Source organism: Actinomadura sp. WMMA1423, assembly GCF_006547145.1.
Lineage (GTDB): Bacteria > Actinomycetota > Actinomycetes > Streptosporangiales > Streptosporangiaceae > Spirillospora.
Genome location: NZ_CP041244.1, coordinates 4,949,564 through 4,973,062, shown reverse-complemented (window position 1 = coordinate 4,973,062; position 23,499 = coordinate 4,949,564). Strand labels below are relative to the sequence as shown.

The 23,499-nt window shown below is 74.1% G+C and carries 20 protein-coding genes; 12 read left to right on the top strand and 8 right to left on the bottom strand.

Going from position 1 to position 23,499, the window contains the following annotated elements:
* Positions 1-82: 82 nt before the first annotated feature.
* Together recQ and FKD65_RS22960 are read right to left on the bottom strand one after the other, a co-directional pair.
* Positions 83-1,909, bottom strand: coding sequence for a DNA helicase RecQ (gene recQ, locus FKD65_RS22965; protein ID WP_141579441.1), 1,827 nt, complete (start codon positions 1,907-1,909; stop codon positions 83-85).
* Positions 1,910-1,953: 44 nt separating this feature from the next.
* Positions 1,954-2,616, bottom strand: coding sequence for an HAD family phosphatase (locus FKD65_RS22960; protein ID WP_141579440.1), 663 nt, complete (start codon positions 2,614-2,616; stop codon positions 1,954-1,956).
* Between the two features lie 194 nt (positions 2,617-2,810).
* Between FKD65_RS22960 and FKD65_RS22955 the strand changes: the two genes are divergently transcribed.
* Together FKD65_RS22955 and FKD65_RS22950 are read left to right on the top strand one after the other, a co-directional pair.
* Positions 2,811-3,269 carry a hypothetical protein gene (locus FKD65_RS22955; RefSeq protein WP_205718224.1) on the top strand — a complete coding sequence of 153 codons (459 nt, stop codon included), beginning with the start codon at positions 2,811-2,813 and terminating at the stop codon, positions 3,267-3,269.
* A gap of 295 nt (positions 3,270-3,564) precedes the next feature.
* On the top strand, positions 3,565-3,951 hold the full coding sequence (locus tag FKD65_RS22950; protein WP_240809555.1) for a phage holin family protein: 387 nt from the start codon (positions 3,565-3,567) through the stop codon (positions 3,949-3,951).
* Here FKD65_RS22950 and FKD65_RS22945 read toward each other — a convergent pair.
* The 4 genes from FKD65_RS22945 to FKD65_RS22930 all read right to left on the bottom strand — a co-directional run bounded on the left by FKD65_RS22945 (position 3,948) and on the right by FKD65_RS22930 (position 11,011).
* The gene (locus tag FKD65_RS22945) at positions 3,948-7,391 is read right to left on the bottom strand and encodes a hypothetical protein (protein ID WP_141579438.1); all 3,444 of its coding nucleotides are present in this window, start codon (positions 7,389-7,391) and stop codon (positions 3,948-3,950) included. The genes FKD65_RS22950 and FKD65_RS22945 overlap by 4 nt on opposite strands.
* Positions 7,392-7,554: 163 nt before the next feature.
* Entirely contained in the window at positions 7,555-8,583 is a 1,029-nt protein-coding gene (locus FKD65_RS22940) for a cation diffusion facilitator family transporter (protein ID WP_141579437.1), read from the bottom strand.
* Positions 8,584-8,657: 74 nt separating this feature from the next.
* Complete coding sequence (locus tag FKD65_RS22935) at positions 8,658-9,674, bottom strand: hemolysin family protein (RefSeq protein WP_141579436.1); 1,017 nt, start codon at positions 9,672-9,674, stop codon at positions 8,658-8,660.
* A complete protein-coding gene (locus FKD65_RS22930; protein ID WP_141579435.1) occupies positions 9,662-11,011 on the bottom strand; it encodes a hemolysin family protein in 1,350 nt (449 codons plus the stop codon). Before FKD65_RS22930 ends, FKD65_RS22935 begins: the two co-directional genes overlap by 13 nt.
* 339 nt (positions 11,012-11,350) lie before the next feature.
* Between FKD65_RS22930 and FKD65_RS22925 the strand changes: the two genes are divergently transcribed.
* A complete protein-coding gene (locus FKD65_RS22925) occupies positions 11,351-12,565 on the top strand; it encodes a hypothetical protein (RefSeq protein WP_168221150.1) in 1,215 nt (404 codons plus the stop codon).
* Positions 12,566-12,905: 340 nt separating this feature from the next.
* Here FKD65_RS22925 and FKD65_RS45630 read toward each other — a convergent pair whose 3' ends face one another.
* On the bottom strand, positions 12,906-13,109 hold the full coding sequence (locus FKD65_RS45630) for a hypothetical protein (protein ID WP_240809554.1): 204 nt from the start codon (positions 13,107-13,109) through the stop codon (positions 12,906-12,908).
* Here FKD65_RS45630 and FKD65_RS22920 point away from each other — a divergent pair.
* Genes FKD65_RS22920 through FKD65_RS22895 form a run of 6 tightly spaced genes read left to right on the top strand, consistent with a single transcriptional unit; the run spans position 13,108 to position 20,807 of the window.
* The gene (locus tag FKD65_RS22920) at positions 13,108-15,156 is read left to right on the top strand and encodes a serine/threonine-protein kinase (protein WP_240809553.1); all 2,049 of its coding nucleotides are present in this window, start codon (positions 13,108-13,110) and stop codon (positions 15,154-15,156) included. The two genes, FKD65_RS45630 and FKD65_RS22920, sit on opposite strands and share 2 nt — an antisense overlap.
* 2 nt (positions 15,157-15,158) lie before the next feature.
* On the top strand, positions 15,159-16,301 hold the full coding sequence (locus FKD65_RS22915; protein WP_141579433.1) for a PP2C family serine/threonine-protein phosphatase: 1,143 nt from the start codon (positions 15,159-15,161) through the stop codon (positions 16,299-16,301).
* Positions 16,298-17,617 (top strand): VWA domain-containing protein, encoded by a 1,320-nt coding sequence (locus FKD65_RS22910; RefSeq protein WP_141579432.1) that lies wholly within the window; start codon positions 16,298-16,300, stop codon positions 17,615-17,617. The genes FKD65_RS22915 and FKD65_RS22910 overlap by 4 nt, the downstream gene beginning before the upstream one ends.
* A 5-nt stretch (positions 17,618-17,622) precedes the next feature.
* Positions 17,623-18,417, top strand: coding sequence for an FHA domain-containing protein (locus FKD65_RS22905; protein ID WP_141579431.1), 795 nt, complete (start codon positions 17,623-17,625; stop codon positions 18,415-18,417).
* Positions 18,414-19,949 (top strand): hypothetical protein, encoded by a 1,536-nt coding sequence (locus FKD65_RS22900; protein ID WP_240809552.1) that lies wholly within the window; start codon positions 18,414-18,416, stop codon positions 19,947-19,949. The genes FKD65_RS22905 and FKD65_RS22900 overlap by 4 nt, the downstream gene beginning before the upstream one ends.
* 30 nt (positions 19,950-19,979) lie before the next feature.
* Positions 19,980-20,807, top strand: coding sequence for a glutamate ABC transporter substrate-binding protein (locus tag FKD65_RS22895; RefSeq protein WP_141579430.1), 828 nt, complete (start codon positions 19,980-19,982; stop codon positions 20,805-20,807).
* A 95-nt stretch (positions 20,808-20,902) separates the two neighbouring features.
* Here FKD65_RS22895 and FKD65_RS22890 read toward each other — a convergent pair whose 3' ends face one another.
* On the bottom strand, positions 20,903-21,253 hold the full coding sequence (locus FKD65_RS22890) for an STAS domain-containing protein (RefSeq protein ID WP_141579429.1): 351 nt from the start codon (positions 21,251-21,253) through the stop codon (positions 20,903-20,905).
* 408 nt (positions 21,254-21,661) lie between these two features.
* Here FKD65_RS22890 and FKD65_RS22885 point away from each other — a divergent pair, with 408 nt between their 5' ends.
* The 3 genes from FKD65_RS22885 (at position 21,662) to FKD65_RS22875 (ending at position 23,379) form a co-directional block, all read left to right on the top strand.
* Positions 21,662-22,333: a 1-acyl-sn-glycerol-3-phosphate acyltransferase gene (locus FKD65_RS22885; RefSeq protein ID WP_141579428.1), complete on the top strand. Its 672-nt coding sequence runs from the start codon at positions 21,662-21,664 to the stop codon at positions 22,331-22,333.
* A gap of 51 nt (positions 22,334-22,384) precedes the next feature.
* Complete coding sequence (locus FKD65_RS22880; protein WP_141579427.1) at positions 22,385-23,083, top strand: hypothetical protein; 699 nt, start codon at positions 22,385-22,387, stop codon at positions 23,081-23,083.
* Between the two features lie 92 nt (positions 23,084-23,175).
* Positions 23,176-23,379 (top strand): hypothetical protein, encoded by a 204-nt coding sequence (locus FKD65_RS22875; protein WP_141579426.1) that lies wholly within the window; start codon positions 23,176-23,178, stop codon positions 23,377-23,379.
* The last annotated feature ends 120 nt before the right edge of the window (positions 23,380-23,499 follow it).

Sequence of the window (23,499 nt, the reverse complement as noted above, 5' to 3'; positions counted from 1 at the left end):
AACACCGACCAAGGCCGTCGCGACGAGCCCGCAGGAGCCGCGCTCGACCGTGGCCGGGCACGCAGGCCTTGCGGGGTGCGGGTTAGTCGGAGGCCAGGGTTTCCAGGACCTGGTCGCCGTATTTGGCGAGTTTGTTCTCGCCGACGCCGTTGACGCGGCCCAGTTCCGCCAGGGAGGTGGGGAGGGCGGTCGCGATCTCGCGCAGGGTCGCGTCGTGGAAGATCACGTAGGCGGGGACGCCCTGCTCCTTGGCGGTCGCGGCACGCCAGGCGCGCAGCCGCTCGAAGATCGGCATCGCCTCGGCGGGGAGTTCGACCTGGGCCTTGGCGGCCTTGGGGGTCTTCGCCGCCTTCGCGACGGGGCGTTCGGCCTCGCGGCGCATCATCACCTTGCGCTCGCCGCGCAGCACGGTGGCGCTCTCGTCGGTCAGCACGAGCGTGCCGTGGTTGCTCTCCACCGCGATCAGGCCCTGCGCGAGCAGCTGGCGGACGACGCCGCGCCACTCGACGTCGCGCAGCTCGGTGCCGATGCCGAAGACCTTCAGCGAGTCGTGGTCGAACTGGATGACCTTCGCGTTCTTCTTGCCGAGGAGGATGTCGACGATGTGGCCGGCGCCGAACTTCTGGCGGCGTTCGCGGTCGAGCCGCACCACGGTGGACAGCACCTTCTGGGCGGGGACGGTCGCGTCCCAGGTCTCGGGCGGGGTGAGGCAGGTGTCGCAGTTGCCGCAGGGCTCGCCGGACTGGCCGAAGTAGTTCAGCAGCTGGACGCGGCGGCACTCGACCGCCTCGCAGAGGGCGAGCATGGAGTCGAGGTGCGTGCTCTGGCGGCGGCGGTGCGCGGCGTCGCCCTCGCCGCCGTCGATCATCTTGCGCAGGTTGACGACGTCCTGGAGGCCGTAGGCGAGCCAGGCGGTGGACGGGAGGCCGTCGCGCCCGGCGCGGCCCGTCTCCTGGTAGTAGCCCTCGACGGACTTCGGCAGGTCGAGATGGGCGACGAAGCGGACGTCGGGCTTGTCGATGCCCATGCCGAACGCGATGGTCGCGACGATGACGAGGCCGTCCTCGCGGAGGAAGCGCGCCTGGTTGGCCGCGCGGGTGCCGGCGTCGAGGCCCGCGTGGTAGGGGAGGGCCTCGATGCCGTTCTCGGTCAGGAACGCGGCGTGCTTCTCCACCGAGTTGCGGGACAGGCAGTAGACGATTCCCGCGTCGCCCTTGTGCTCGCTCTGGAGCAGGCGCAGCAGCTGGCGCTTGGCGTCGGTCTTCGGCTCGATCCGGTACTGGATGTTCGGGCGGTCGAAGCTCGCCACGAAGTGCCGGGCCCGCTCGAGCTGGAGGCGGGAGGCGATCTCGCCGCGGGTGGCCTCGGTGGCGGTCGCGGTCAGGGCGATGCGGGGGATCTCGGGCCAGCGCTCGTGCAGGCCCGACAGCGTCAGGTAGTCGGGACGGAAGTCGTGGCCCCACTGCGACACGCAGTGCGCCTCGTCGATCGCGAACAGGGAGACGTCGCCCCGGTCGAGCAGCTCGACGGTGGCGGCGAGCTTCAGCCGCTCGGGAGCGAGGTACAGCAGGTCGAGCTCGCCCGCGGTGAACTGCGCCTCGACCACGCGGCGCTCGTCGAAGTCCTGGGTGGAGTTGAGGAAGCCGGCGCGGACGCCGAGGGCGCGCAGGGCGTCGACCTGGTCCTGCATGAGGGCGATCAGGGGGGAGACGACGACGCCGGTGCCCTTCCGGACGAGCGCCGGGATCTGGTAGCACAGCGACTTGCCGCCGCCGGTCGGCATCAGGACGAGGGCGTCGCCGCCGGCGACCACATGCTCGATGATCTCCCGCTGGCCGTCGCGGAAAGCGTCGTAGCCGAACACGCGCCGCAGGGTCTCGAGCGTCTCCGGGGTCTCAGGGGAAGTCACCGGCCCATACTACGAACCGCCGCCGACACCCGTCCCCCGAACGTTCACCTGTGGAAAACCGCCTCCGCGAGCTCGGGGGTCAGCTCGTCGAGGCCGCCCGCGACGTGCGAGGCCAGCGCCAGCGCGTCGGCCGCCGGCGGGTGCGCCGGGCGCGGGATGGCGATCACCTTCATCCCCGCCGCGTGCGCCGACCGGAGCCCGTTGCTGGAGTCCTCGATCGCGACGCAGTCCGGCCCGGTGACGTCCATCCGCGCCGCGACGACTAGGTAGCCGTCGGGCGCGGGCTTGCCGCGCTCGACCTCCTCGGTCGACAGGGTCGCGTGGAAGAGGGAGTCGACCCCGAGGTGCGCGAGCACGATGTCGATCAGGGCGCGCGGGGACGAACTGGCCAGCCCGAGCGGCCGGTAAGCGGCCATCCGGCGGACGGCGTCCTCGGCGCCCGGCAGCAGCGGCAGCCCGCCCTCGTAGCGCTGCGACATCCGGTCGACGACCTCGTAGGCGACCTCCTCGGCCGTGACCCCGTCGACGAGGTCGGTGGCGATGTAGTCCGCCCACTCCTCGGTGCTCATGCCCATGAGCCGGTCCTGGGTGTCGGGCAGCCAGCGCCCGCCGCGCTCGGCGACGTAGCCGCGCCGGACCTCCTCCCACACCGGCTCGGAGTCGATCAGGACGCCGTCCAGGTCGAACACGATGGCCTGCACGGGCATGGGCCCCCTCCAGTGATCTCGTCGCGATGTCCCGTCAGTACCCCGCCGCGATCGGAACGGAACCCGGCGCGCAGGTCCGGACGAATGCCTACTGACCAGCATTTATCCGACGATTTCGACATGATCGAGTTTCGGTCTGGCAAGGTGGTGTGCCTCCGTTCCCCCTCCGGAGTCACTGCAGAGGAGATCTGCCCATGGTGTTCGTCGGTTTTCTCCTGGTCGCGGCCGCCATCGCCGTCGGGGCCGGTGTCGTCATGGACAACACCGGCCCCGCGGACCTCGTCGTCTTCGGCCAGAGCGTCCCCGGCCTGGAGAGCGAATGGCAGCTTTTCCTCTCCGGCGCGGGCGTGGCCCTCGTCTTCCTCGCCGGCATGGCGCTCACCTTCAAGGGCGCCGTCCGCCGCATCCGCACCCGTCGCGACCTGCGCGACCTGCGCGAGGAGCACGAGGAGTCCCTGACCACCCTGGAGATGGAGAAGCGCCGCCTGGAGCGCGAGCTGGCCCGCGTCCGGCAGAGCTCGGCCGGCCGGGACGCCGCGCGGCAGGGCGCGCCCCGCGAGGCCGCCGTGCAGGGCACCCGCGTCGCGGGACGGGGGACCGGCACCGGCTCGCAGGTCGCCGCGACCTCCCCCTTCTTCGACCGCGCCGAGTAGGCTGTGTTTTCGACAGTCCCGGCCCACTTCGCTCGCCTGGCGGCTCGCTGCGTGACCGTGCCTGGGCGAACGCGGCATCGCTTCGCGATCTGCCCGGTTCCGCTCGCCTCCGGCTTCGCTCCACCGGGCAGGTCACGCGTTCGCGTGCGTGGCTGCGGCCACTTCGAGACAGGTTGCTCCCTAGAACGCGGACGACGCGGGCCAGCGGGTCATCCGCCGTTATGACAGGGGTCACCGCCCGTATCGTCTCCCAGTGGGATGACATGGGCGGTTCCCGGCCAGCATGATGCGTGGCGTGCGAATACTTCTCAAGGTCGGCGCCACCGCGGTCGCCCTGTGGGTCGCCACGGTCCTGATCGACGGCATCACGCTCGGCGACCAGACCACCTCCCGGCGGATCCTCACGCTGGTCGCGGTCGCCGTCATCTTCGGCCTGGTCAACGCCTTCCTCAAACCGATCATCAAGACCCTGGGCTGCGCCTTCTACGTCCTCACGCTCGGGCTGATCGGGCTCGTGGTGAACGCGCTGCTGCTCTGGCTGACCAGCGAGCTGGCGGAGGGGCTCGACCTGCCTTTCCACGTCGCCGGGTTCTGGCCTGCCTTCTGGGGCGCGATCGTCGTCGGCGTCGTCGGCTGGCTGCTCCACCTGCTCCTCCCCGACGACGATGACGACGAGGACTAGCCCGGACCGGCCACCAGTCCGGGCGCGGCGGTCGAGGCGCGCTCGAACGGGCTGAGCTCCAGCCGCCCGGCAGGCGAGCCCTCGTACTCCCGGTAGCCAGGCGGCCGCGACCCGGCCGTCCCGACCAGGATCCAGCGGCGCGCGCGGACGGCGCCGACGAGGAACTCGCCGTCGGTGACCGTCCCCGCGTCCGCGACGATCAGCACGTCGAAGTCCTCGTCGCGGACGCTCAGCCCGGCGCCCGCCGGAGTCCCGACGACGAGGTCGGCGGTGCGGAGCAGGACCTCGCCGCCCGCCGCCCGGCCGCCCTCCAGGTAGCCGGTGAGCTCCTCGATCCGGGCCATCGCGCGCCGCTGGTGCGCGGGGACGACCTCGGGGTCGTCGGCGGGGTCGGCGCCGCAGATCTCGAGGACGCTCTCCCGCGAGCGTGCCTCGGCCGCCGCCACCGTCTCCAGCTCCGCCTCCCGCGCGGCGATCTCCTGCGCGGCCTCCTCCGTCCGGCGCTCCAGCGCGGCCGCGGCCTCCGCCGCGTGCGAGGTGGCGGCCTCCGCGTCCGACCGGGCCCGCTGTGCCGCCGCGAGCGCCGCCTCGCGGGACGCCCGCGCGGCGGCCGCCCGCTGCGCGATCTCCTGCGCGACCTGGTGCGCCGCGCGGGCACGCAGACCCGCCTCCGTCGCCCGCTCGACCGCCGCGGACGCCAGCCGCGCCTGCTCCTGGTGCTCGGCGCCGACCTTCTCGCGCTCCGTCGCGAGCCAGGTCAGCTCCGTCCCGAGCCGTTCCTGGGCCTCCTGCGCGGCCTTCAGCCGGGCCCCGCCCTCGGACACGAACGAGGCCAGGCCGCGCCGGACCCGATCGGCGTGCTCCGCCGCCTCCTTGGCCTCCCGCGCCCGCGTCGCCGCCTCGTCCGCCTCCCGCGTCCGGGCCTTGACCTCGGCGCGCAGGCCGCGCAGCTCCGACGGCGGCGACGCCACGTGCAGCCGCTGCCCGAGCGTCATCTTCCGGCGCAGCGCCGACAGCGCCGACTCCGCCGAGACCAGCCGGTAGTACGCGGCGTGCCCCTCCGCGGCGGCGTCGGCGTCGGCCGCCGTCAGCCGGTGCGCCTCCTCCGCCGCGCCGGGCAGCGCCTCCCGCGCCCGCGCCAGCTCGTCGGTGAGGGACGCCTCCGCCTGCCGCGCGCCCTGCAACTCCGACTGCGCCGTCTTGGCCCGCTCGTCCAGCTGGACGCACCGCGCGTAGGTGGCGTCGGCCGTCCGCGTCAGCGCGGCCGCCTCGGCGCCCGCCTCGTCCGCGGCCTGCTGGAGCCGCTCCGCCTCGGCCCGCGGCCCCGCGAGCTCGGCCTCGGCCTCCTCCTGGACGCCCGAGAGCCGCTCCGCCTCGGCCTCGGCGGAGACCGCCGCCGCCTCCGCGGTCGCCGCCGCGTGCCGCGCCTCCTCGATCGACCTGGCGAGGCCCCCCTTCTCGGCCTCGAGCTGCTCGGCCCGCCGCAGGTTCTCCGCCTGGACGGACCGCAGCGCCGCCGCGTCCCGGGGCCACTGCTCCAGCGACATCAGCCCGCGCTGGAGCAGCCGCGCCTCCGTCTGCCACGACAGCCGCCACGCCTCCCCGACCGGCCGGAGCGCCGCCGACCGGATCCGCGCCTCCGGCGCAGACGGCCCCTCCTCGGGCTCCACCGGCTCCACCGGCGGCAGCGTGGGGAGCGGCTCGGCCCTGGTCACCGCGGCCTCCGGCTCCGGGAGCGCGCCGGTCACGGGCTTGAACTCGATCGTCCCGTTGGAGCCCGGCTCCCGCAGCGGCGGCGGAGCCTCCTCGGCCGGCGGCTCCTCGACGGGCGGCAGCGCCTGCGTCCGCACCGAACGCGCCTCCGCCGTCGCCGGCTGCGTCTCGATCAGCAGGGAGAAGACATCGGGATCGCCCTCCACGCAGCGCAGCAGCTCGGCCGCCCTCTCCGGGGTGGGGGCGATCAGCAGGGCCCGCCCGTCCGCCGCCGTGAGCTCCTTGACCGCGTCCCGGACGACCCGGACCTCGTCCCCCTCGTCCGTCTCGACGAGTCGCAGCCCTTCAGCGTCCTCCAGCGTCCCGGGCGCGACCAGGAACCGGGCGAGCACGTCCCACTCCCCCGCGACCTGTCCGTCCCGCAGCGCCCGGACGGCCGCGATGTGCGGCGCCCACCCCATCGGCGGGACATCCTCGGGCACCTCCCGCAGCCTCGCGTCGAGCGCCTCGTAGAACTCGCTCAGCGGCCCGTAGACGCTCTCGACCAGCTCGCGCCAGCCGCCTTCGTCGGCGCCCGTCCCCAGCGGGGGCGTCGGATCGGCGACCTCGATCGGCACCGTCCCCAACCCGGCCCGGGGATCGAGCACTTCGTCCGCGAGCCCCTCCACCACGTGATCGGCGCCCTGATCATCGACGCCCGCCTCCACGCCGTCGTGCAACTGACCGTGGACCGCGAGCTCGGCATCACCGCCTCCCCCAGATTCCGCGGCCGCCTCCTCGGAGCCGACCGGTTCGCCATGCGCCCCCGCCGTCTCCGCTGAAACGACGGAACCTCCGGCCCGGTCGTGATCGCCCGGCTTCGGGGCGTCGATACCGGACGAGGGAGCCGCATCCTCCGGCAGCACAGGCGCCACCGCAGTCGCGGAGGTGAGTTCCTCGGCGTGCACGGGCTCGGCGTCGGCGGGCTCGTCGGATGCCGGCGCCGCTTCGGCCGGCGCTGGGGCGAGACCTTCGGTGTGTGCGGGGTCGGTGTCGGTGAGGACGCCGGGAGTAGGCGCTGCGGGCTCGGCGAACCGTTCATCGGTCGTCGCGTCCGGGACGTCCGCCCGACCGCCGGTCTGATCACCAAGCGGCGGCGTTGCTGCGAGTGGGGCTGGGGTGAGTTCCTCGGCGCGAGTGTGATCAGTGTCGGTGGGCCAGTCCGTGGCCGGTGCCGATCCCTCTGCGAGCCCGTCCGCGCCGGTGTTGGTGAGGGGCGGCGTTGCTTCGGAGGGTGTGGAGTCCGCGGCTTGCAGGGGATCTGTGTCGGCGGGCCAAGGGGCGGCCGGTTCGGCGTGAGCCGTCTCCGGCGCGGCCATGTCCGTGCGGGGCTCGTCGCCGGCCGTCGTCGCCGCGGCGGGGGCTTCGGGGTGGTCGTCCGTGGTCGGTATTTGGGCCGCAACGTCCTTTAGCGGGATGTACTGCGTCGTCTCCGTGTCGGCCGCTTCGTCCGCGAGCACGGCATTCGGTGTGCCGCCGGGAGGCGGTTCGAGGGTGGGCGTGGTGCCCGCGGGGTCCTCGATCTCCGGGAGCGGGTCAGGGAAGGGGGCCGTCTCGGTGGGGGGCGGGCCGACGGCCGGGAGGGCCTGGGTGGTGTCGGCGGCCGGTGCGGGGGGCACCTGGTCGTCCGGGATCGTCGCTCCGGCCGGCTCCGCACCCGGGGCCTGGACGGGAAGAGGGACGGTCACCGTCGGGTGTTCGGAGTCCGGGACGTGAGGGGGCCCCGTGTTCTCCTCGTCGGGTCCGCTGGCTTCCGAAGGTGGTTTCACGACGTCATCCCGTCCCAGATCGCTCGTCCGGGGCCAGTATGTTCCCCTTCTGGTGAGGACTAACGTCTCACAGGTCGCAGGCTCAGCGATGCCCCGCGAGGGCGGCGTGGTGATCTTCACCGGGGCGGGGTTCGGGATCGGGGTGGACCACGGCGCCGGTGAGGCGGGGGAGCGCGTGCATGAGGCTGTGCTCGGCGTCCACGGCGATCTGGTGGGCGCGCACGACGGTGGCGGCGGGGTCCACGACCACGTCGCATTCGGCGCGCAGGCTGTGGCCGATCCAGCGGAGGCGGACGTCGCCCACGCCCCGGACGCCCGGGGTGGAGGAGAGGGCGGCTTCGGCCCGGTCGACCAGGGCGGGGTCGACGGCGTCCATGAGGCGGCGCCAGACCTCGCGGGCCGTCTGCCACAGGACGGCCAGGATCGCCACCGTGATCAGCAGGCCGACGACCGGGTCGGCCCAGGGGGCGCCCAGGGCGACACCCGCGGCGCCCAGCAGGACGGCCAGGGACGCGAAGCCGTCCGTGCGGGCGTGGAGGCCGTCGGCGACGAGTGCGGCCGAGCCGATGCGGCGCCCCACGCGGATGCGGTAGCGGGCGACCAGTTCGTTGCCCAGGAACCCCACGAGGGCGGCGCCCGCCACGGCGGCCACGTGGTCCACAGGCTGTGGATGGGCCAGGCGCTCGACGGCGGCGTACCCGGCGGCGACGCATGACGCGGCGATGGCCAGGACGATGGCGACACCGGCCAGGTCTTCGGCGCGCCCGTACCCGTAGGTGTAGCGGCGGGACGGCGGGCGGCGGCCGAGCAGGAACGCGATGCCCAGCGGGACGGCGGTCAACGCGTCGGCGGCGTTGTGGAGCGTGTCGCCCAGCAGCGCCACCGAGCCGGTGAACGCGACCACGGCGGCTTGCAGGACCGTGGTCGCGCCCAGGCCCGCCAGGGAGATCCACAGGGCGCGCATGCCCTGCGCGCTCGCCTCCATGGCCGAGTCCACCTTGTCGGCGGCCTCGTGCGAGTGCGGGCGCGCCAGGTGGGCGACGCGCCCCTTCCACGAATGCCGGTGCCCATGGCCGTGTCCGTGCCCGTGCCCGTGCCCGTGCCCGCTCATCCTCCGATGATGGACCGGAAAACCCGTTGCAGCACCTCGACACCTGCGGCGTCGTCGCAGGTACGCGGCCTGTGTCAGTGCGGATTGGTGGCCAGAAGCTCCGCCAGGAGGTCGTCCAGGGTGACGATGCCGGCGAACTCGCCGCGGGCGTCGTTGACCACGGCGAGCTGGGCGCGGCCGCGGCGCATGCGGCTGACCGCGTCCAGGACGGTCGTCTCCGCCGTGAGGACGGGGGCCGGGTGCGCCAGCTCGCCCGCGCTGCGCTCGCCGTCCGGCTCGATGATGGCGGCCCGGACGTGGACGATCCCCGTCATCGCGCCGTCCCCGTCGCGGACCAGCAGGCGGCTGTGGCCGCTGGCCGTGGCGGTCCGGCGGATCCGCGCGGCGGTCGCTTCCGCGCCGATCGTGGTGACGGACGTGGCGGGCACGACCAGGTGGCCGACCGTGGCCTCCCGCGCCGAGATCGCCCGGTCGAGCAGCTCGTGGTCGCGGCGCCCGATGAGGCCGAGGCGGCGGGACTCGCCGACCAGGTGGCTGAGCCGCGCCGGGTCGGTGTGGCTGTCCAGCTCGTCCTTCGGCGTGACGCGGATGAGCCGCAGCAGCGCGTTGGTCACCGCGTTCAGCGCCGACAGGATCGGGCGGGACACCTTCGCGAACGCGCGGAACGGCAGGGCCAGGATCAGCGCCGACCGCTCCGGGTGCGCGATGGCCCACGACTTCGGGGCCATCTCGCCGACGACCATGTGCAGGAACGTCACGACGGCGAGCGCGCACCCGAGCGCGATCGCCTTGGAGCCGGCCTCCGGGACGCCGAGCGCGTGCAGGGGAGGTTCGAGGAAGTGCTCGAACGCGGGCTCGGTGACGATGGCGAGGCCGAGCGAGCACATCGTGATGCCGAACTGGGCGCCGGCGAGCATCAGCGACAGCTCGCGGACGCCCGCGACGGCGGCCACGGCGGGGCGGCTGCCCTTCGCGGCGGCGCGTTCGAGCTGGGGGCGGTTGGCCGCGACGAGCGCGAACTCGGCGGCGACGAAGAAGCCGTTGCCGAGCAGCAGCGCGACGGTGACCAGCAGCGAGGTCAGCGGGTCCACGCGACCTCCTCCTCGCCGGCGGGGGCCTGCGCGGGCGCGGCCGCGCGGATCAGGATCTTCTCGGCGACGCGGCGGGCCACGCTCACGACCTCCAGCTCGACGGCGCCGCCGTCCAGTTCGACGGTGAGGCGGTCGCCGGTGCTCGGCAGCCGCCGCAGCTCCGCCATGACGAGGCCGCCGAGGGTGTCGTAGGCGTCGCCCTCGGGCAGGTCGAGGCCGGTGAGCCGGCGGGCCTCGTCGATCCGCATGCCGGCGTCGACCAGCCAGGACCCGTCGGGCCCGGACGTCGGGGCGTCCTCGGGGCCGTCGGTCTCGTCGGCGATCTCCCCGACGAGCTCCTCGGCGACGTCCTCGAAGGTGAGGATGCCGGCGAGCCCGCCGTACTCGTCCACGACGCAGGCGAACTCCTCGCCCGACTCGCGCATGTGCTCGATGACGCCGTACAGCGGCTGGCTGCCGGGCACCAGCAGCGCGGGCCGGGCGACGTCCCGGATCGGGGTGGACGGGTCGAGCGCGTCGTCGGCGACCTCGCGGACGCCCGCGACGCCGACCACGTCGTCGACCTCCTGCCCGTAGACGGGGTAGGCGCTGTGCCCGGTCTCGCGGATCAGCGCGACCAGGTCGGCGACGGGCGCGTCCGCCGGCAGCGTGCTGACCTGCGGGCGCGGCACCATGACCTCGTCGGCCGTGAGGTCGCCGAACGACAGGGCGCGTTCGAGCACGCCGGACAGGTCGGCGGGCAGGTGCCCGGAGCTGTGCGACTTGCCGATGATGTCGCCGAGCTCCTCCAGCGTGGCGCCGCTGTGCAGCTCCTCCACGGGCTCGACGCCCACGGCGCGCAGCAGCCGCTCCGCCGCGCGGTCGAAGAACCGGATCAGCGGCCCCGCGACCGTCAGGTAGACGAGGGTGGACGCGGCCAGCACGCGCGCGAGCTGCTCGGCGCGGGCCAGGGCGAGGTTCTTGGGGAACAGCTCGCCGAGGAGCATCTGGATGAGGGTCGCCAGGACGAAGCCGGTGGCGAGCGCGATCGCCCCCGTGGCCCCTTCGGGGATGCCCACCAGGCCCAGCAGCGGCTGGATCAGCTCGGCGAGGGCGGGTTTGGCGATGAAGCCGACGACCAGCGTCGTCATCGTGATGCCGAGCTGTGCGCCCGACAGCATGAACGACACCCGGCCGATGACCTTGAGGGCCCTGCGGGCGGAGGTGTCGCCGCGCTCGGCTGCCTGCTCCAGGGTCGCGCGGTCGGCGGCGACGTAGGCGAACTCCTGGGCGACGAAGTATCCGGTGGCGGCGGTGAGCACGATCACCGCGAGAACGCCCAGTGCCGCGGTCAGCATGGGGCACCAGGTCTATGACTGGGGTCCGACACCGCGGACTCACCACTCCTCTCATAACGACGTATCTGTCGTAACGTCACCTGGGACAACGAGGTTCCCACCGCTCAGGGTACGGGCACGTGAGGATCGGCGGAGAGCGGCGGTCCCGCGACGCGGACCTGACGAGACGGAAAGCACCTTGTCTCGGTCAGTGTCACGGATCACACTTGTATGAGAACGTACGTCCGATAGTGGACCGGTCCGTGCTCCCAGACCGGTTCTGCGGGCATGCTCAGGGGGACCGAGAAGACGATCGCGGGGCAGACGTTGGACCAGAGCGGGGCAGGGGCCGCCGCGCCCATGAGCCGTGAAGGCGTCGACCATGCCCTCCGCACGCTCAGGGACGAGCGCGACCGCATCGCCGCGTCCCTCCTCGAACTGGAGCAGCACGACGGCGGCCGCCTGCTCAAGGGCGCCCGGCTCACCGGCGAGACGTGGCGTCGCTGGGAGGAGGCGCAGGCCCGGCTGTCGACGCTGTGGCGGCTGTTCGACGCCTACCAGCGCGTGCTGGACGCCGCGGCCGAGCTGCGCGAACGGTCCTCCCGCCTGGACGCGGCCGCGCTCACCGAGCTGTCGGGACTGCTGGCGGGCGCCTCCGTGGAGCTGCCCGACGGGCAGATCCCGCTGGAGCACCGGACGCTGCTCGGCCCGCAGGAGCGCCGCATCACGCTGGACGAGGCCGTCGCGATGATGTCGGACGCCTACGAGTTCGTCGCGGGCGAGATCGCCGCCGCCGACGCGGCCTGGTCGGCGCTGCTCCAGCCGCTGGAGGACGCCGAGGCGAGCTGGCGCGAGACGGCCCGGCTGGCGCACTCGCTCGACGGCACCCGGCATCCGGAGCTGGACCGGGTCGGCCGGGAGCTGACCGCGCTCGGCCGGCTCATCCGCACCGACCCGCTGTCGCTGGTCAAGGACGGCCGCGCGGACACCGTCCGTCTCGACCGCGTCTGCGCCATACTGACCACGCTCGGCGACGAACTCGCCGGCGTCGCCCGGATGCGCGAGGACTACGCCGAACTCGTGGCCCGGGTCACGGTCTCGATCGAGGAGATCGAGGACACCGAGCGGCGGGCCCACGACGCCCACGCGACGGTCCTCGCCAAGATCCACGCGCCCCACCTCCCGGTGCCGTCGCAGGGCCTCGGCGCCGCGCTGCGCGACCGGCTCGCCGCGCTGGAGCGGCTGCGCGAGGCGGGCCGCTGGGTGGAGATGGCGGGGCGCTTCGCCGAACTCGAGCGCGCCGTCGAGGACGCGCTGGAACGGGCGAGCGGCGATCTGCGTCTCAGTGCGGGGCTGCTCGACCGGCGCGGCGAGCTGCGGGGCCGCCTGGAGGCGTACCGGGCGAAGGCGGCGCGGCTCGGCCTCGCCGAGGACGAGCGCCTCACCGTGCTGTACGGGGAGGCCCGCGAGGTGCTGTGGACGGCGCCCTGCGACCTGCGCAGGGCAACCGCGGTACTGGCGGAGTACCAGCGAGCCATCAGGGCGTGCGAGAGCGAGACGGGGACCCGGCGATGAACCGATGCACCCAGCCCGGCTGCACGGGCGAGGTGGAGGCCGACGGATTCTGCAATGTCTGCGGCATGGCCCCGGCATCCTCCCCGCCCGCCGCGAGCCAGGCGTTCCAAGCGCCACCGCAGTCGGCGCCGCAGTCACCACCACAGTCGGCGCCGCCGCGTTCGGCCGCACCGGTGAACCCGTCGCACACGGGCCCGGCGCCCATCGGCCCGTCGCCCGGCAGCCCGGGGCAGCCCGCGCGGACGGCGGCGCCCGTGCGTCCGGCCGCCCCCGCGATGCCCGGCTACCCGGGCGCGTACGGGCGCCCCCCAGGCCCGACCCCGGCCGCTCCGCCCGTGGGTCAGGCGCCGGTGACGACCCCTGCGCCCGCCGCACCGCCCGCGGGCCCGCCGCCGGGCACGTCCGGTCCGAGCGGGCGCGGCCGGCAGGGCCAGTCGTCCGGCAGCTCGCCGACGAGCGGCTCCGGCAGCCTCGGGTCGGGGCGGACGGCCTCGCGCGGCGGCACCCGCGGCACGGGCTCCAGCGGCTCGGCCAGGCGCGGCATGCTCGGCGCCGGGCTCGTCGAGGTGCCGCCGGTCCCGGCCCGCGACCCCGCCTCGGCGATCATGGAGAAGCCGGAGGTGCCGGAGAACCGGCGCTTCTGCAGCAAGTGCGACGAGAAGGTCGGGCGCAGCCGGGGCGGGCGCCCGGGACGCACCGAGGGGTTCTGCCGCAACTGCGGGCACCCGTTCTCGTTCACGCCGAAGCTGCGGCCGGGCGAGATGATCGGCGGGCAGTACGAGGTGCTCGGCTGCCTCGCGCACGGCGGGCTCGGCTGGGTGTACCTGGCCCGCGACCACAACGTGAGCGAGCGGTGGGTCGTCCTGAAGGGCCTGCTCGACACCGGCGACGCCGACTCGCTGGCCGCCGCCACCGCCGAGCGCGCGTTCCTCGCCGAGGTCGAGCACCCCAACATCGTCAAGATCTACAACTTCGTCCGGCACGGCGAGTCCGGCTACATCGTCATGGAGTACGTCGGCGGCCGCTCGCTGAAGGACATCCTGCTCAGCGCCCGCCAGGCGCAGGGCGACCAGGCGTCGCTGCCGCTCGGCCAGGTCATCGCCTACGGCCTGGAGGTGCTGAGCGCCCTCGGCTACCTGCACGGCGTCGGGCTGCTGTACTGCGACTTCAAGCCCGACAACGCGATCCAGTCCGAGGAGCAGCTCAAGCTGATCGACCTCGGCGGCGTCCGGCGGGCGTTCGACGTGGACAGCCCGATCTTCGGCACGCCCGGCTACCAGGCCCCCGAGATCGGCTCGCAGGGGCCCTCGGTCAGCTCCGACCTCTACACCGTGGGCCGGACGCTGGCCGTGCTGAGCTTCTCCTTCCGCGGCTACACCGGGCGCCACCTGCGCAGCCTGCCGCCGCGCGAGGAGGTGCCGGTCTTCCAGCGGCACGAGTCCTACCACCGGCTGCTGCGCCGCGCCACGCACCCCGACCCGGCCCGCCGGTTCCAGAGCGCCGCCGAGATGGCCGAGCAGCTCACCGGCGTCCTGCGCGAGGTCCTGTCGGCCGAGGACGGGCGCCCCCGCCCCGCGCCGTCCCCGCTGTTCGGGCCCGAGCAGCAGACGGCCGGAACCGAGATCGTCGGCGGCCTGGACGAGGACGCCGGGGAGGGCGGGGCCCGGCCGATCCTGGCGCCGGTGGAGCCGGCCGCCGCGGCGGCGGCGCTGCCCGTCCCGCTGGTGTACTCCTCCGACCCGGCCGCGGCGTTCCTCGCCGGCCTGACCGCCCGCGACCCCGCCGACCTTGCCGCGGCCCTGGCGTCCGCGCCGGTCGCCTCCCGCGAGGTGCGGCTCGCGCTGGTGCGGGTCCGCATCGAGCTGGGCGACCTCGACGGCGCCGCGCGCCTCCTGGAGGACATCGCCGCCGAGGCCCCCGACGACTGGCGCGTCGACTGGTACCGGGGCATGCGCGCCCTCGCGGGCGGGCGCGGCACCGAGGCCGTCGCGGTGTTCAACGACCTGTACGACCTCGCGCCGGGCGAGCAGGCGCCCAAGCTGGCGCTGGCGTTCTGCCACGAGACCCTGGGCGAGATGGAGAGCGCCGGCTACTACTACGAGACGGTCTGGCGCACCGACCCCACCCACGTCAGCGCCGCGTTCGGGCTCGCTCGCACCCGGCTCGCGGCGGGCGACCGCGCGTCCGCCGAACGGGTCCTCGACTCGGTCCCCCGCATCTCCAGCCACTACCTCGCCGCGCAGCTCGCCGCCGTGGCCACCACCGTCCGGGGACGGCGGGCCGCCGAGCTGAACGCGCCCGTGCTCGTCGAGGCGGGGCGGCGGCTGTCGTCGCTGCGCCTCGACACCGAGCGGTCGGCGGCGTTCACCGCCGAGGTGCTGGAGGCGGCGCTCGCCTGGGTCCGCGCGGGCCGCGGCACGGCCCCGCCCGGCGTCCGGCAGCAGATCCTCGGCACCGACATGGACGAGCAGGCCCTCCGCAGGAAGCTGGAGGACACCTACCGCGTCCTCGCCAAGCTCGCCGACAGCGCCGGGCACCGCCACGCGATGGTCAAACGGGCCAACGCCGTCCGGCCGAGGACGCTCTTCTGACGATGAACGCCGACCAGCACACCCCCGCCGCGCTGTGCCGTACCTGCGGCGCGCCCGTGAACGACCGCGACCGCTTCTGCGAGGAGTGCGGGCGGCCCGACCCCACCACCCCGAGGACACCGCCGCTCGGCACCGCGCTGCCGCACGCCTCGCCGTCGCCCGCGTCGCGCGACGGCGCGTTCGCGGCGGGCCACGTCCCGCGCCCGGCCCCTTCGCCGGAGGAGTCCTTCGGCCCGCGCACCCCCCCGCAGGCCGCCCCCGCCCCGGCCGGTGGCGGGCGGGGCGCATGCGTGGACTGCGGCGGCGGCGCCATCGGCGCGGACGGCTACTGCGAGCAGTGCGGGCTGCGGCAGCCCAGCGGACGCGAGCACGTCGAGGCCGAGGCGGGCGGGCTCGGCGCGGCGGTGAGCGACCTCGGGCTGCGCCGCGGCCGCAACGAGGACGCGTTCGCCCTGGCGCCCCTGCCCGCGGGCGTGTGCGCGGTGGTGTGCGACGGCGTCGCGACGGCGCCCGGGTCGGAGGAGGCGTCGCGGCTCGCGGCCGAGGCGGCGCTCGGCGTGCTGACGGGCCGCGTCTCGGCCGGCATGGACCCGCGGGCCGCGATGCGCGACGCGGCGGCGCGGGCGGCCGAGGTCGTGGCGGGGCTGCCCGGCGACCCGGACTCCTCGCCCGCCTGCACGTTCGTGTCAGCGGTCGTGGACGCGAGCGGCATCACGGTCGGGTGGGTCGGCGACAGCCGCGCCTACTGGCTTTCGGCGGGGGGCTCGTGCCGGCTGACCACGGACGACTCGTGGGCCTCGTCCATGGTCGAGCAGGGCGCGATGAGCGCCGAGGACGCGTGGGCCGACCGGCGGGCGCACACGCTGACCGCCTGGCTGGGGGCCGACGCGGGCCCGGTCGAGGCGCACGTGGCGGCGTTCCGGCCGACGGGCCCCGGGCTGGTCGTGCTGTGCAGCGACGGGCTGTGGAACGACCTGCCGGAGCCGTCCGCCCTCGCGGCCGTGGCCCTGCCGGTCCGGGACGGCCCGCTCGGCACGGCCCGGCGGCTGCTGCGCGCGGCGCTGGACGCGGGCGGCCACGACAACGTGACGGTGGCGGTGCTCCCCTACCCGCCGCCAGAACCGACGAGGGAGCGGGGCAGATGAGCGATTTTCCGGAGTTCACCGTCCGTGTTGACCAGAACCCCTACCTTCCGGCAGGCGGGCGGGAGATGCACGCGATCGTCTCGGTGGAGGCGCGGTCGTCCGGCGGCGCGGGCCCCGCGGTGGACGACGGGCGCGCCCCGGCGGCGGAGATCATCATCATCGACACCTCCGGGTCGATGTCGTACCGCGGCAAGATGGCGGCGGCCAAGCGGGCGGCGCGGGCCGCCGTGAACGTGCTGCGCGACGGCGTGCACTTCGCGGTGGTCGCCGGCGCGAACCGGCCGCGGATGATCTACCCGCAGGGGGAGCGGCTCATCCGGGCGGACGAGACCTCCCGGCGCAGCGCGGTCAACGCGGTGGGACGGCTGGAGGCGGCCGGCGGGACGGCGATCGGGTCGTGGCTGCGGCTCGCCGACCGGCTGTTCGCCGGGCACGACGCCGCCGCGACCGGCGCCGTCAAGCACGCGATCCTGCTCACCGACGGCAAGAACCAGCACGAGTCCGACGCGGAGCTCGACGCGGCGCTGCGCCAGTGCACCGGCCGCTTCCTGTGCGACGCCCGCGGTGTCGGCACCGACTGGAACGTCGCCGAGCTCCGCAAGATCACCTCGGTGCTGCTGGGCGGGTTCCTGGACGTCCCCGACCCGGCCGACCTGGAGGCCGACTTCCTGGCGATGACGCGGGCCGCGATGAGCAAGCAGGTCGCGGACGTGACGCTGCGCGTGTGGACGCCGCAGCAGGCCCGGCTCCGGTTCATCAAGCAGATGGTCCCCGCCGTTGAGGACCTCACCGGCCGCCGGGTCGACTCGGGGCCGCAGACCGGCGACTACCCGCTCGGCGCGTGGGGCGACGAGAACCGCGAGTACCACGTGGCGGTGGAGGTGCAGCCCGGCGACGTCGGACGGCAGATGCGGGCCGCGTGGGTGAAGCTCGTCGCGGGCGAGCATGTCCTCGCGTCCGGCAACGTCATCGCCGAGTGGACCGACGACGAGGCGAGGTCGACCCGCATCAACGGGCGCGTCGCGCACCACACCGGGCAGTCCGAGCTCGCCGAGGCGATCCAGCAGGGCCTGGAGGCGCGGCGCGAGGGCGACGAGGACACCGCGACCGCCCGGCTCGGACGGGCCGTGGTGCTGGCGCGGGAGGTCGGCAACGAGCAGATCTCCGGCCTGCTCGACAAGGTCGTGGACGTGATCGACCCGGCGCACGGCACCGTGCGGCTGAAACGGGACGTGGCGAAGGCGGACGAGATGTCGCTCGACACCCGCTCCGTCCGGACCGTGCGGACCCGGCACGGCGACGAGGCAGGGGGCTGAGCCCCATGCCGGTCTGCCCGAGCGGGCACACGTCCGAGGCCGCCGACTACTGCGACGTGTGCGGCGACCTCATGGACGGCGCGCAGCGCGCCGAGTTCGCCGAGCCGGAGCCCGCGTCCGCGCCGAGCCGGGCCGCGGGCCCCGCGCCGGGCTCCGAGCCCGCGCCGCGCGAGGAGCCCGCCTGCCCGCACTGCGGGACGCCGCGCTCCGGCCGCTTCTGCGAGGAGGACGGGTACGACTTCGAGACCGGCACCGTCTACACCGTCGAGTTCACCCCGGCGGGCACCGCGCACGCGGTCCCGCTGGTGCCGCAGCAGCGGGTGGGCAGCGGTCCGGTCGCCTCCCAGGCGTCCGCTCCCATCCCGGCCCCGGTCCCGGCGGCGACGGGGCCGCACGCCCTGATCAGGGCCGACCGCGCCTACTTCGACTCCGTCGTCGCGGAGATGGGTCCGGACGCCGCGGGCCTGGCGTTCCCGCCGTACTGCCCGGAGCGGCGCGTCCCGCTGCTCGGCGACCAGGTCCGGATCGGGCGGCGCAGCACCTCCCGCGCGCTGCTGCCCGAGATCGACCTCAGCGCGCCGCCCGAGGACCCCGGCGTCTCGCATTTGCACGCCGTCCTGCTCGCGCGGCCGGACGGCTCCTGGAACCTGATCGACCCCGGTTCGACGAACGGAACGACGGTGAACGGTGCGACGCGGCCGATCCCGGTGAACACGCCGGTTCCGGTCGGCGACGGCGACCGCATCCACGTCGGCGCCTGGACGACCATCACGCTTTCCCTGCAGGAGGGCACGCCATGACGATGAGCCCCGCACCGCCGGCGGCGCACGCACCGCGACCGTCCGGGCAGCAGGCCCAGCCCGACCCGCAAGCCGCCGGACCGCCCGCCGTCCCGCAGCGCACCGGCCGGCTGAGGACGTTCGTGCGCGGACGGTGGCTCAAGACGATCCCCGGCCGCATCCGCGCGCATGTCGTGCTGTGCCTGGCCGCGCTGGTGGCGCTGCTGGCCGTCCTCACCGTGGCCCTCGGCAACGCGCGCGACTCCGTCGAGACGATCGGGCACGACGCCGGTCCGCAGGTCGTCGCGACCGGCACGCTGTACTTCGCGCTCAGCGACATGGACGCGCAGGTCTCCAACGTCCTGCTGATCGGCCGCGAGCACGGTCTCGGCATCGGCTACGACGAGTCGCTGCGGTTGTACGAGAAGCGCCGCGCGGAGGCCGACGCGGCGGCGGTGCAGGCGGCGCAGCTCGCCGGGCGCGACCCGGCGCTGCGGCGGACCGTCCAGGAGGTGCTGGACGGCCTCGGCAAGTACGAGCGGCTCGTGGGCCAGGCCATGCAGATCGACGCGCAGTCCAACCACGCGCCCGGCCAGACGCCCGCGCAGGTCCTGAACGCCTACCGGCAGGCCACCGACCTGATGAAGCTCCAGCTGCTGCCGAAGGCCTACAACATCACCCTCGACACCGGCGCGACCGTCCGGCAGTCCTACGAGACCAAGCGCTCCGCGGTGCTGACCGGACGCACCTGGGTCGCCGTCACCGGCGTGATCGTGCTGCTGCTCCTGATCGCGACGCAGCTGTACCTCGTGCGGACGTTCCGCCGGGTCCTCAACCCGGCGCTGGTACTGGCGACGCTCGCCACCGTCGTCCTCACCGCGGTGGGGGCGGGCCTGCTCACCGCCCATGCCGGGCACATCAGGACGGCGAAGCAGGACGGGTTCGACTCGATCCTGCAGCTGTCGCGGGCCCGCGCGATCAGCCACAGCGCGTTCGCCGACGAGAGCCGCTACCTCCTCGACCCCGGCCGTGCCGACACCTACGAGCAGACCTACCTCGACAAGTCGCTGTCAGTGATCTACCCCGACCTCGGCGACAAGCCGGTGAACCTGGAGAACTACTACGCGGGCCTGGAGCAGAAGGCCGGCGCGTACCGGCCGGGCTCGGGCACCGCCCCGTTCCTCGGCTTCTTCGGGGACGAGGCGCGCACGGCGGGCGGCGGCCGCGAGGGCGACGCGCTGGCGAAGACGCTCGCGGCGTACCGGACCGTCCAGCGCAACGACGCGCGGATGCGGCAGCTCGCGTCGGCGGGGAACCGGGCGGCCGCGGTCGACCTGCGGATGGGCCGCACCTCCAACGCGATCCGCGACTTCGACGCCTACGACGCGGCGCTGAGCTCGCTGACCGCCGTCCACCAGGACGCCTTCGACAAGGCGATCGAGGACGCCGACGGCGGGCTGCGCGGCTGGAACGCGGTCCCGCCGGTGGCCGTCGCCGTCATCGCCGCGCTGATCCTCGCGGGGGTCCGCCCCCGGCTGGCCGAGTTCCGCTGACCGAGTCCGCCTGATCAAGGAGATCAAGCCATGCGCGCGACCCGTGCCATCGCCGCCCCGGGGGCCGTCCTCGCCGCGGCGTCGCTGCTGTCCGCCTGCGGGCTCGGGGCCGCGGAGGAGCACTCCGTCGCGGACAAGAGCTCCCTCGTCATCGGCGTCAAGGAGGACCAGCCGGCCCTCGGCGTGAAGCGCCCGGACGGGAGGTACGAGGGCTTCGACGTCGACGTCGCGACCTATATCGCCGGCAAGCTGGGCGTCCCGGAGGGCCGGCTCACGTTCCGGACGACGAACTCCTCCATCCGCGAGGACGCGCTCGCCAACGGCACCGTCGACATGATCGTCGCGACGTACTCGATCACGGCGAAGCGGAAGTCGAAGGTCACCTTCGCCGGCCCGTACTACGTCGCCCACCAGGACACCTTCGTGCGGGCCGACGCCGGCGCGATCAAGGACGTGCGCGACCTCAAGGGCAAGCGGATCTGCGAGGTGAAGGGCTCCAACTCCTGGCGCCGCGTGATCGAGGAGCGCAAGGTGGCCGCGCAGCCGGTCACCGTGGACACCTACGGCGCCTGCATGGACGCCCTCGCCGGCGGCCGGCTGGACGCGGTGTCGACCGACGACCTGATCCTCGCCGGGTTCGCCACCGGCCGCCCCGGACGGATGATCAACGCGCCGTTCACCGACGAGAAGTACGGCGTCGGCCTGAAGAAGGGGGACCTCAAGGGCTGCGAGGAGGTCAACCGGGCGATCACCGACATGTACCAGGACGGGACCGCCCAGCGGCTGCTGACCAAGTGGTTCGGCAAGTCGGGGCTCAAGCTGACGACCAGCGTCCCCCAGTTCGAGGGCTGCACCTGAGAACCGTGGGCGCTGCCTGAGGGCGCCTAGGGCCGTGCCTAAGCCTCCCGGGCCCCCGGGGGTGGGCGCGAGCCCTGCGAGCCGCCGTCCGGCCGCTACGGCGTCGTGGACGGGAAGGCGCCGATCGCCTCCCGCAGCGTCTCGTGGATCGGGATGAACTTGTCGATCCCGGTGATGCGGAAGACCCGCTGGACGCGCGGCGGCAGCGCCACCAGCGCGAGGTGCGTGCCGTGCTCGCCGGCGCGGCGGTTGGCGGCGACGATCGCGTTCAGGCCGGTGGAGTCGCAGAACGTGACCTCGCGCATGTCGACGACCATCGGCTCGCCGGCCGCCACGGCCTCGAAGAGCGCCTCCTCGAAGCGCGCACGGGAGACCACGTCGATGTCGCCCTTGACGCGGACGAGCGTGCAGCGGTCGTCGCGCATCAGGCTGATGTCGAAGTCCATCGTCACCTCACGCCCCACTCCGGTGGTACCCGGCCATCTCAGGTGACTCCTCAGGATTGCGCACCCGTGCCCGTAATCCAAGCAGTTCCCGGGAAAGGGACCCCGGCCGCCCGCGCGCCCCGCGGACCGTAACGCGGGTCCGGACGCCCGTCTGATCCCCGGTCCCGACTGTACCTGACGATGCGCCCGGGGCCTCCGGGTGCCTCCCGGGAGATCCGGTAAACGGGGCAATAACTTACTGAAGAGAAACTTACTTGAGGGTAAGAATTGGCCGCGAATCTCGGCCACGCCGCACCTGACCTGCCCTTGGACCATTCCTGACCGGCCGTGGAGCGGGAAAGAAGGACGCTGACCGCGGCCCTGATCGGTGCGGAGGTTACAGTGGCGGTGGCGAATTCGGGAGGCTAGATGTTCTACACGTTCATGACGCGCGTGGTGCGTCCGATCCTGTGGCTGCTTTTCCGTCCGCGGGTCGTGGGCGGGGAGAACGTGCCGAGCTACGGGCCGCTCATCGTGGCGAGCAACCACCTGTCGTTCATCGACAGCTTCATCATCCCCCTGGCGGTCCCGCGCCCGGTCACCTACATCGCCAAGGCGGCCTACTTCGAGGGCGGCGGGCTCAAGAACCGGTTCGTCCGCTGGTTCTTCACCAACCTCGGCCACGTCCCGGTGCGGCGCGGCGCCCGGCGGGCCGCCATGGGCGCCCTCGAGCAGGCCCTGGAGGTCCTCGACAACGCCGGCGCGTTCGCGATCTACCCCGAGGGCACCCGCTCCCCGGACGGCCGCCTCTACCGGGGCCGGACGGGCATCGGCTGGCTCGCGCTGGAGTCCGGCGCCCGCGTCCTGCCGGTCGCCCTGGAGGGCACCGAGAAGATCCAGCCCATCGGCGCGGGGTTCCCGCGCGTCTTCGGCCCGCGCCCCACCGTCCGGATCGGCCCGCCGATGGACTTCTCCCGCTACCGCGACCTGCCGCCCGCCAAGGCCCGCCGCGCCATCACCGACGAGATCGTCGAGACGATCCAGAAGATGTCCGGCCAGGAGTACGCCGCGGAGTACAACGAACGGGCCGAAAAGGGCTGACCCGCGTGTCGGCGCGGGCGGCGCGCCCCTTCCGCGCCTAGGGTCGCCGCCATGGCGCACAGGCTCCTCCCGGTCATGCTGCTGCTGGCGACGGCCGCCGCGGCCACCGCGTGCGGCGGCGACGCCGAGCGCGCGAGCCAGGTCCGCGGCACCGCCCGCGCGGAGGTGGCGGGCATCGGCTACACCTCCGCTCAGCTCCTGCAGGCGCTCCTCCAGCAGCCGCCCGGCTACCGGCGCGCGGGGGAGCCCGACTGGGGCGAGTACGGCTCGCTGAAGGCCATCCAGAACGCCTCCAGGCTCCAGCGGGAGACCGTCCTGGACAAGCCCCGCTGCGGGACGGGACGCCCCGGCGGCGGCGTCGCGGGCGACGTGCCCGCCGCGCTCGTGTCGTTCACCGGCGGCAGCGGCCTGACCGCGACAGAGACCCTCATGGGCATGTCCGCCGGAGACGCCGAGAAGCAGGTCAACGCCCGCGTCCCGCCCGGCTGCCTGAGGTTCCGCTCCAAGGTCGGCTCCACGTGGGCGTCGCACCGGGTGGTCGAGGCGCCCAAGGGCGACATCGGCGAGGGCTCGCGCACCGTCGGCGTCGCCACCACTGGCGGAGGCTCCCGTACCCGGACCTGGTACGTCGTGTTCCGGGGGCGCCACTACCTCGCCACGATCACCGTCTTCGGGCCCGGCGCCACCCGCGCCGACGCCGAGCGCCTCGCACGCGACGCGCTCGCGCAGGCCGAGCGCGTGCTGCCCTGAGTCTGGCGGCTCGCCGCGGGTCTCCCGCAGCGGATAGGTTCGCCTTACGCGGCGCGGAGAGCGGCTCCGGCGGACCAGCCCAGGGGGTTTCCTTGATCGGTAAGGAGGGCCGGGTCACCGGCCGGATCGGTCCCGGACTGGTCGGCGAGGTCATGATCGCGGTACGCGGCGGGGCGGAGGCGTTCTACGCCCACCCCCTCGACCCGCGCGACGAGATCGGCGTCGGCTCGATCGTCGTCGTGGTCGAGTACCACCCGCCCCGCACGGTGTACGTGGCGCCGGCACTGAGCCGCTGAGCCGCTGAGCCGCCGGGCCGGTGGCCCTCGCCGGGATTGGCCTGATGAGGACATGAACTTCCGGGCCGGAGATCGAACCGAACCGGCCTCTACCGCGTCTGATGGAAAACGCGGACAGGC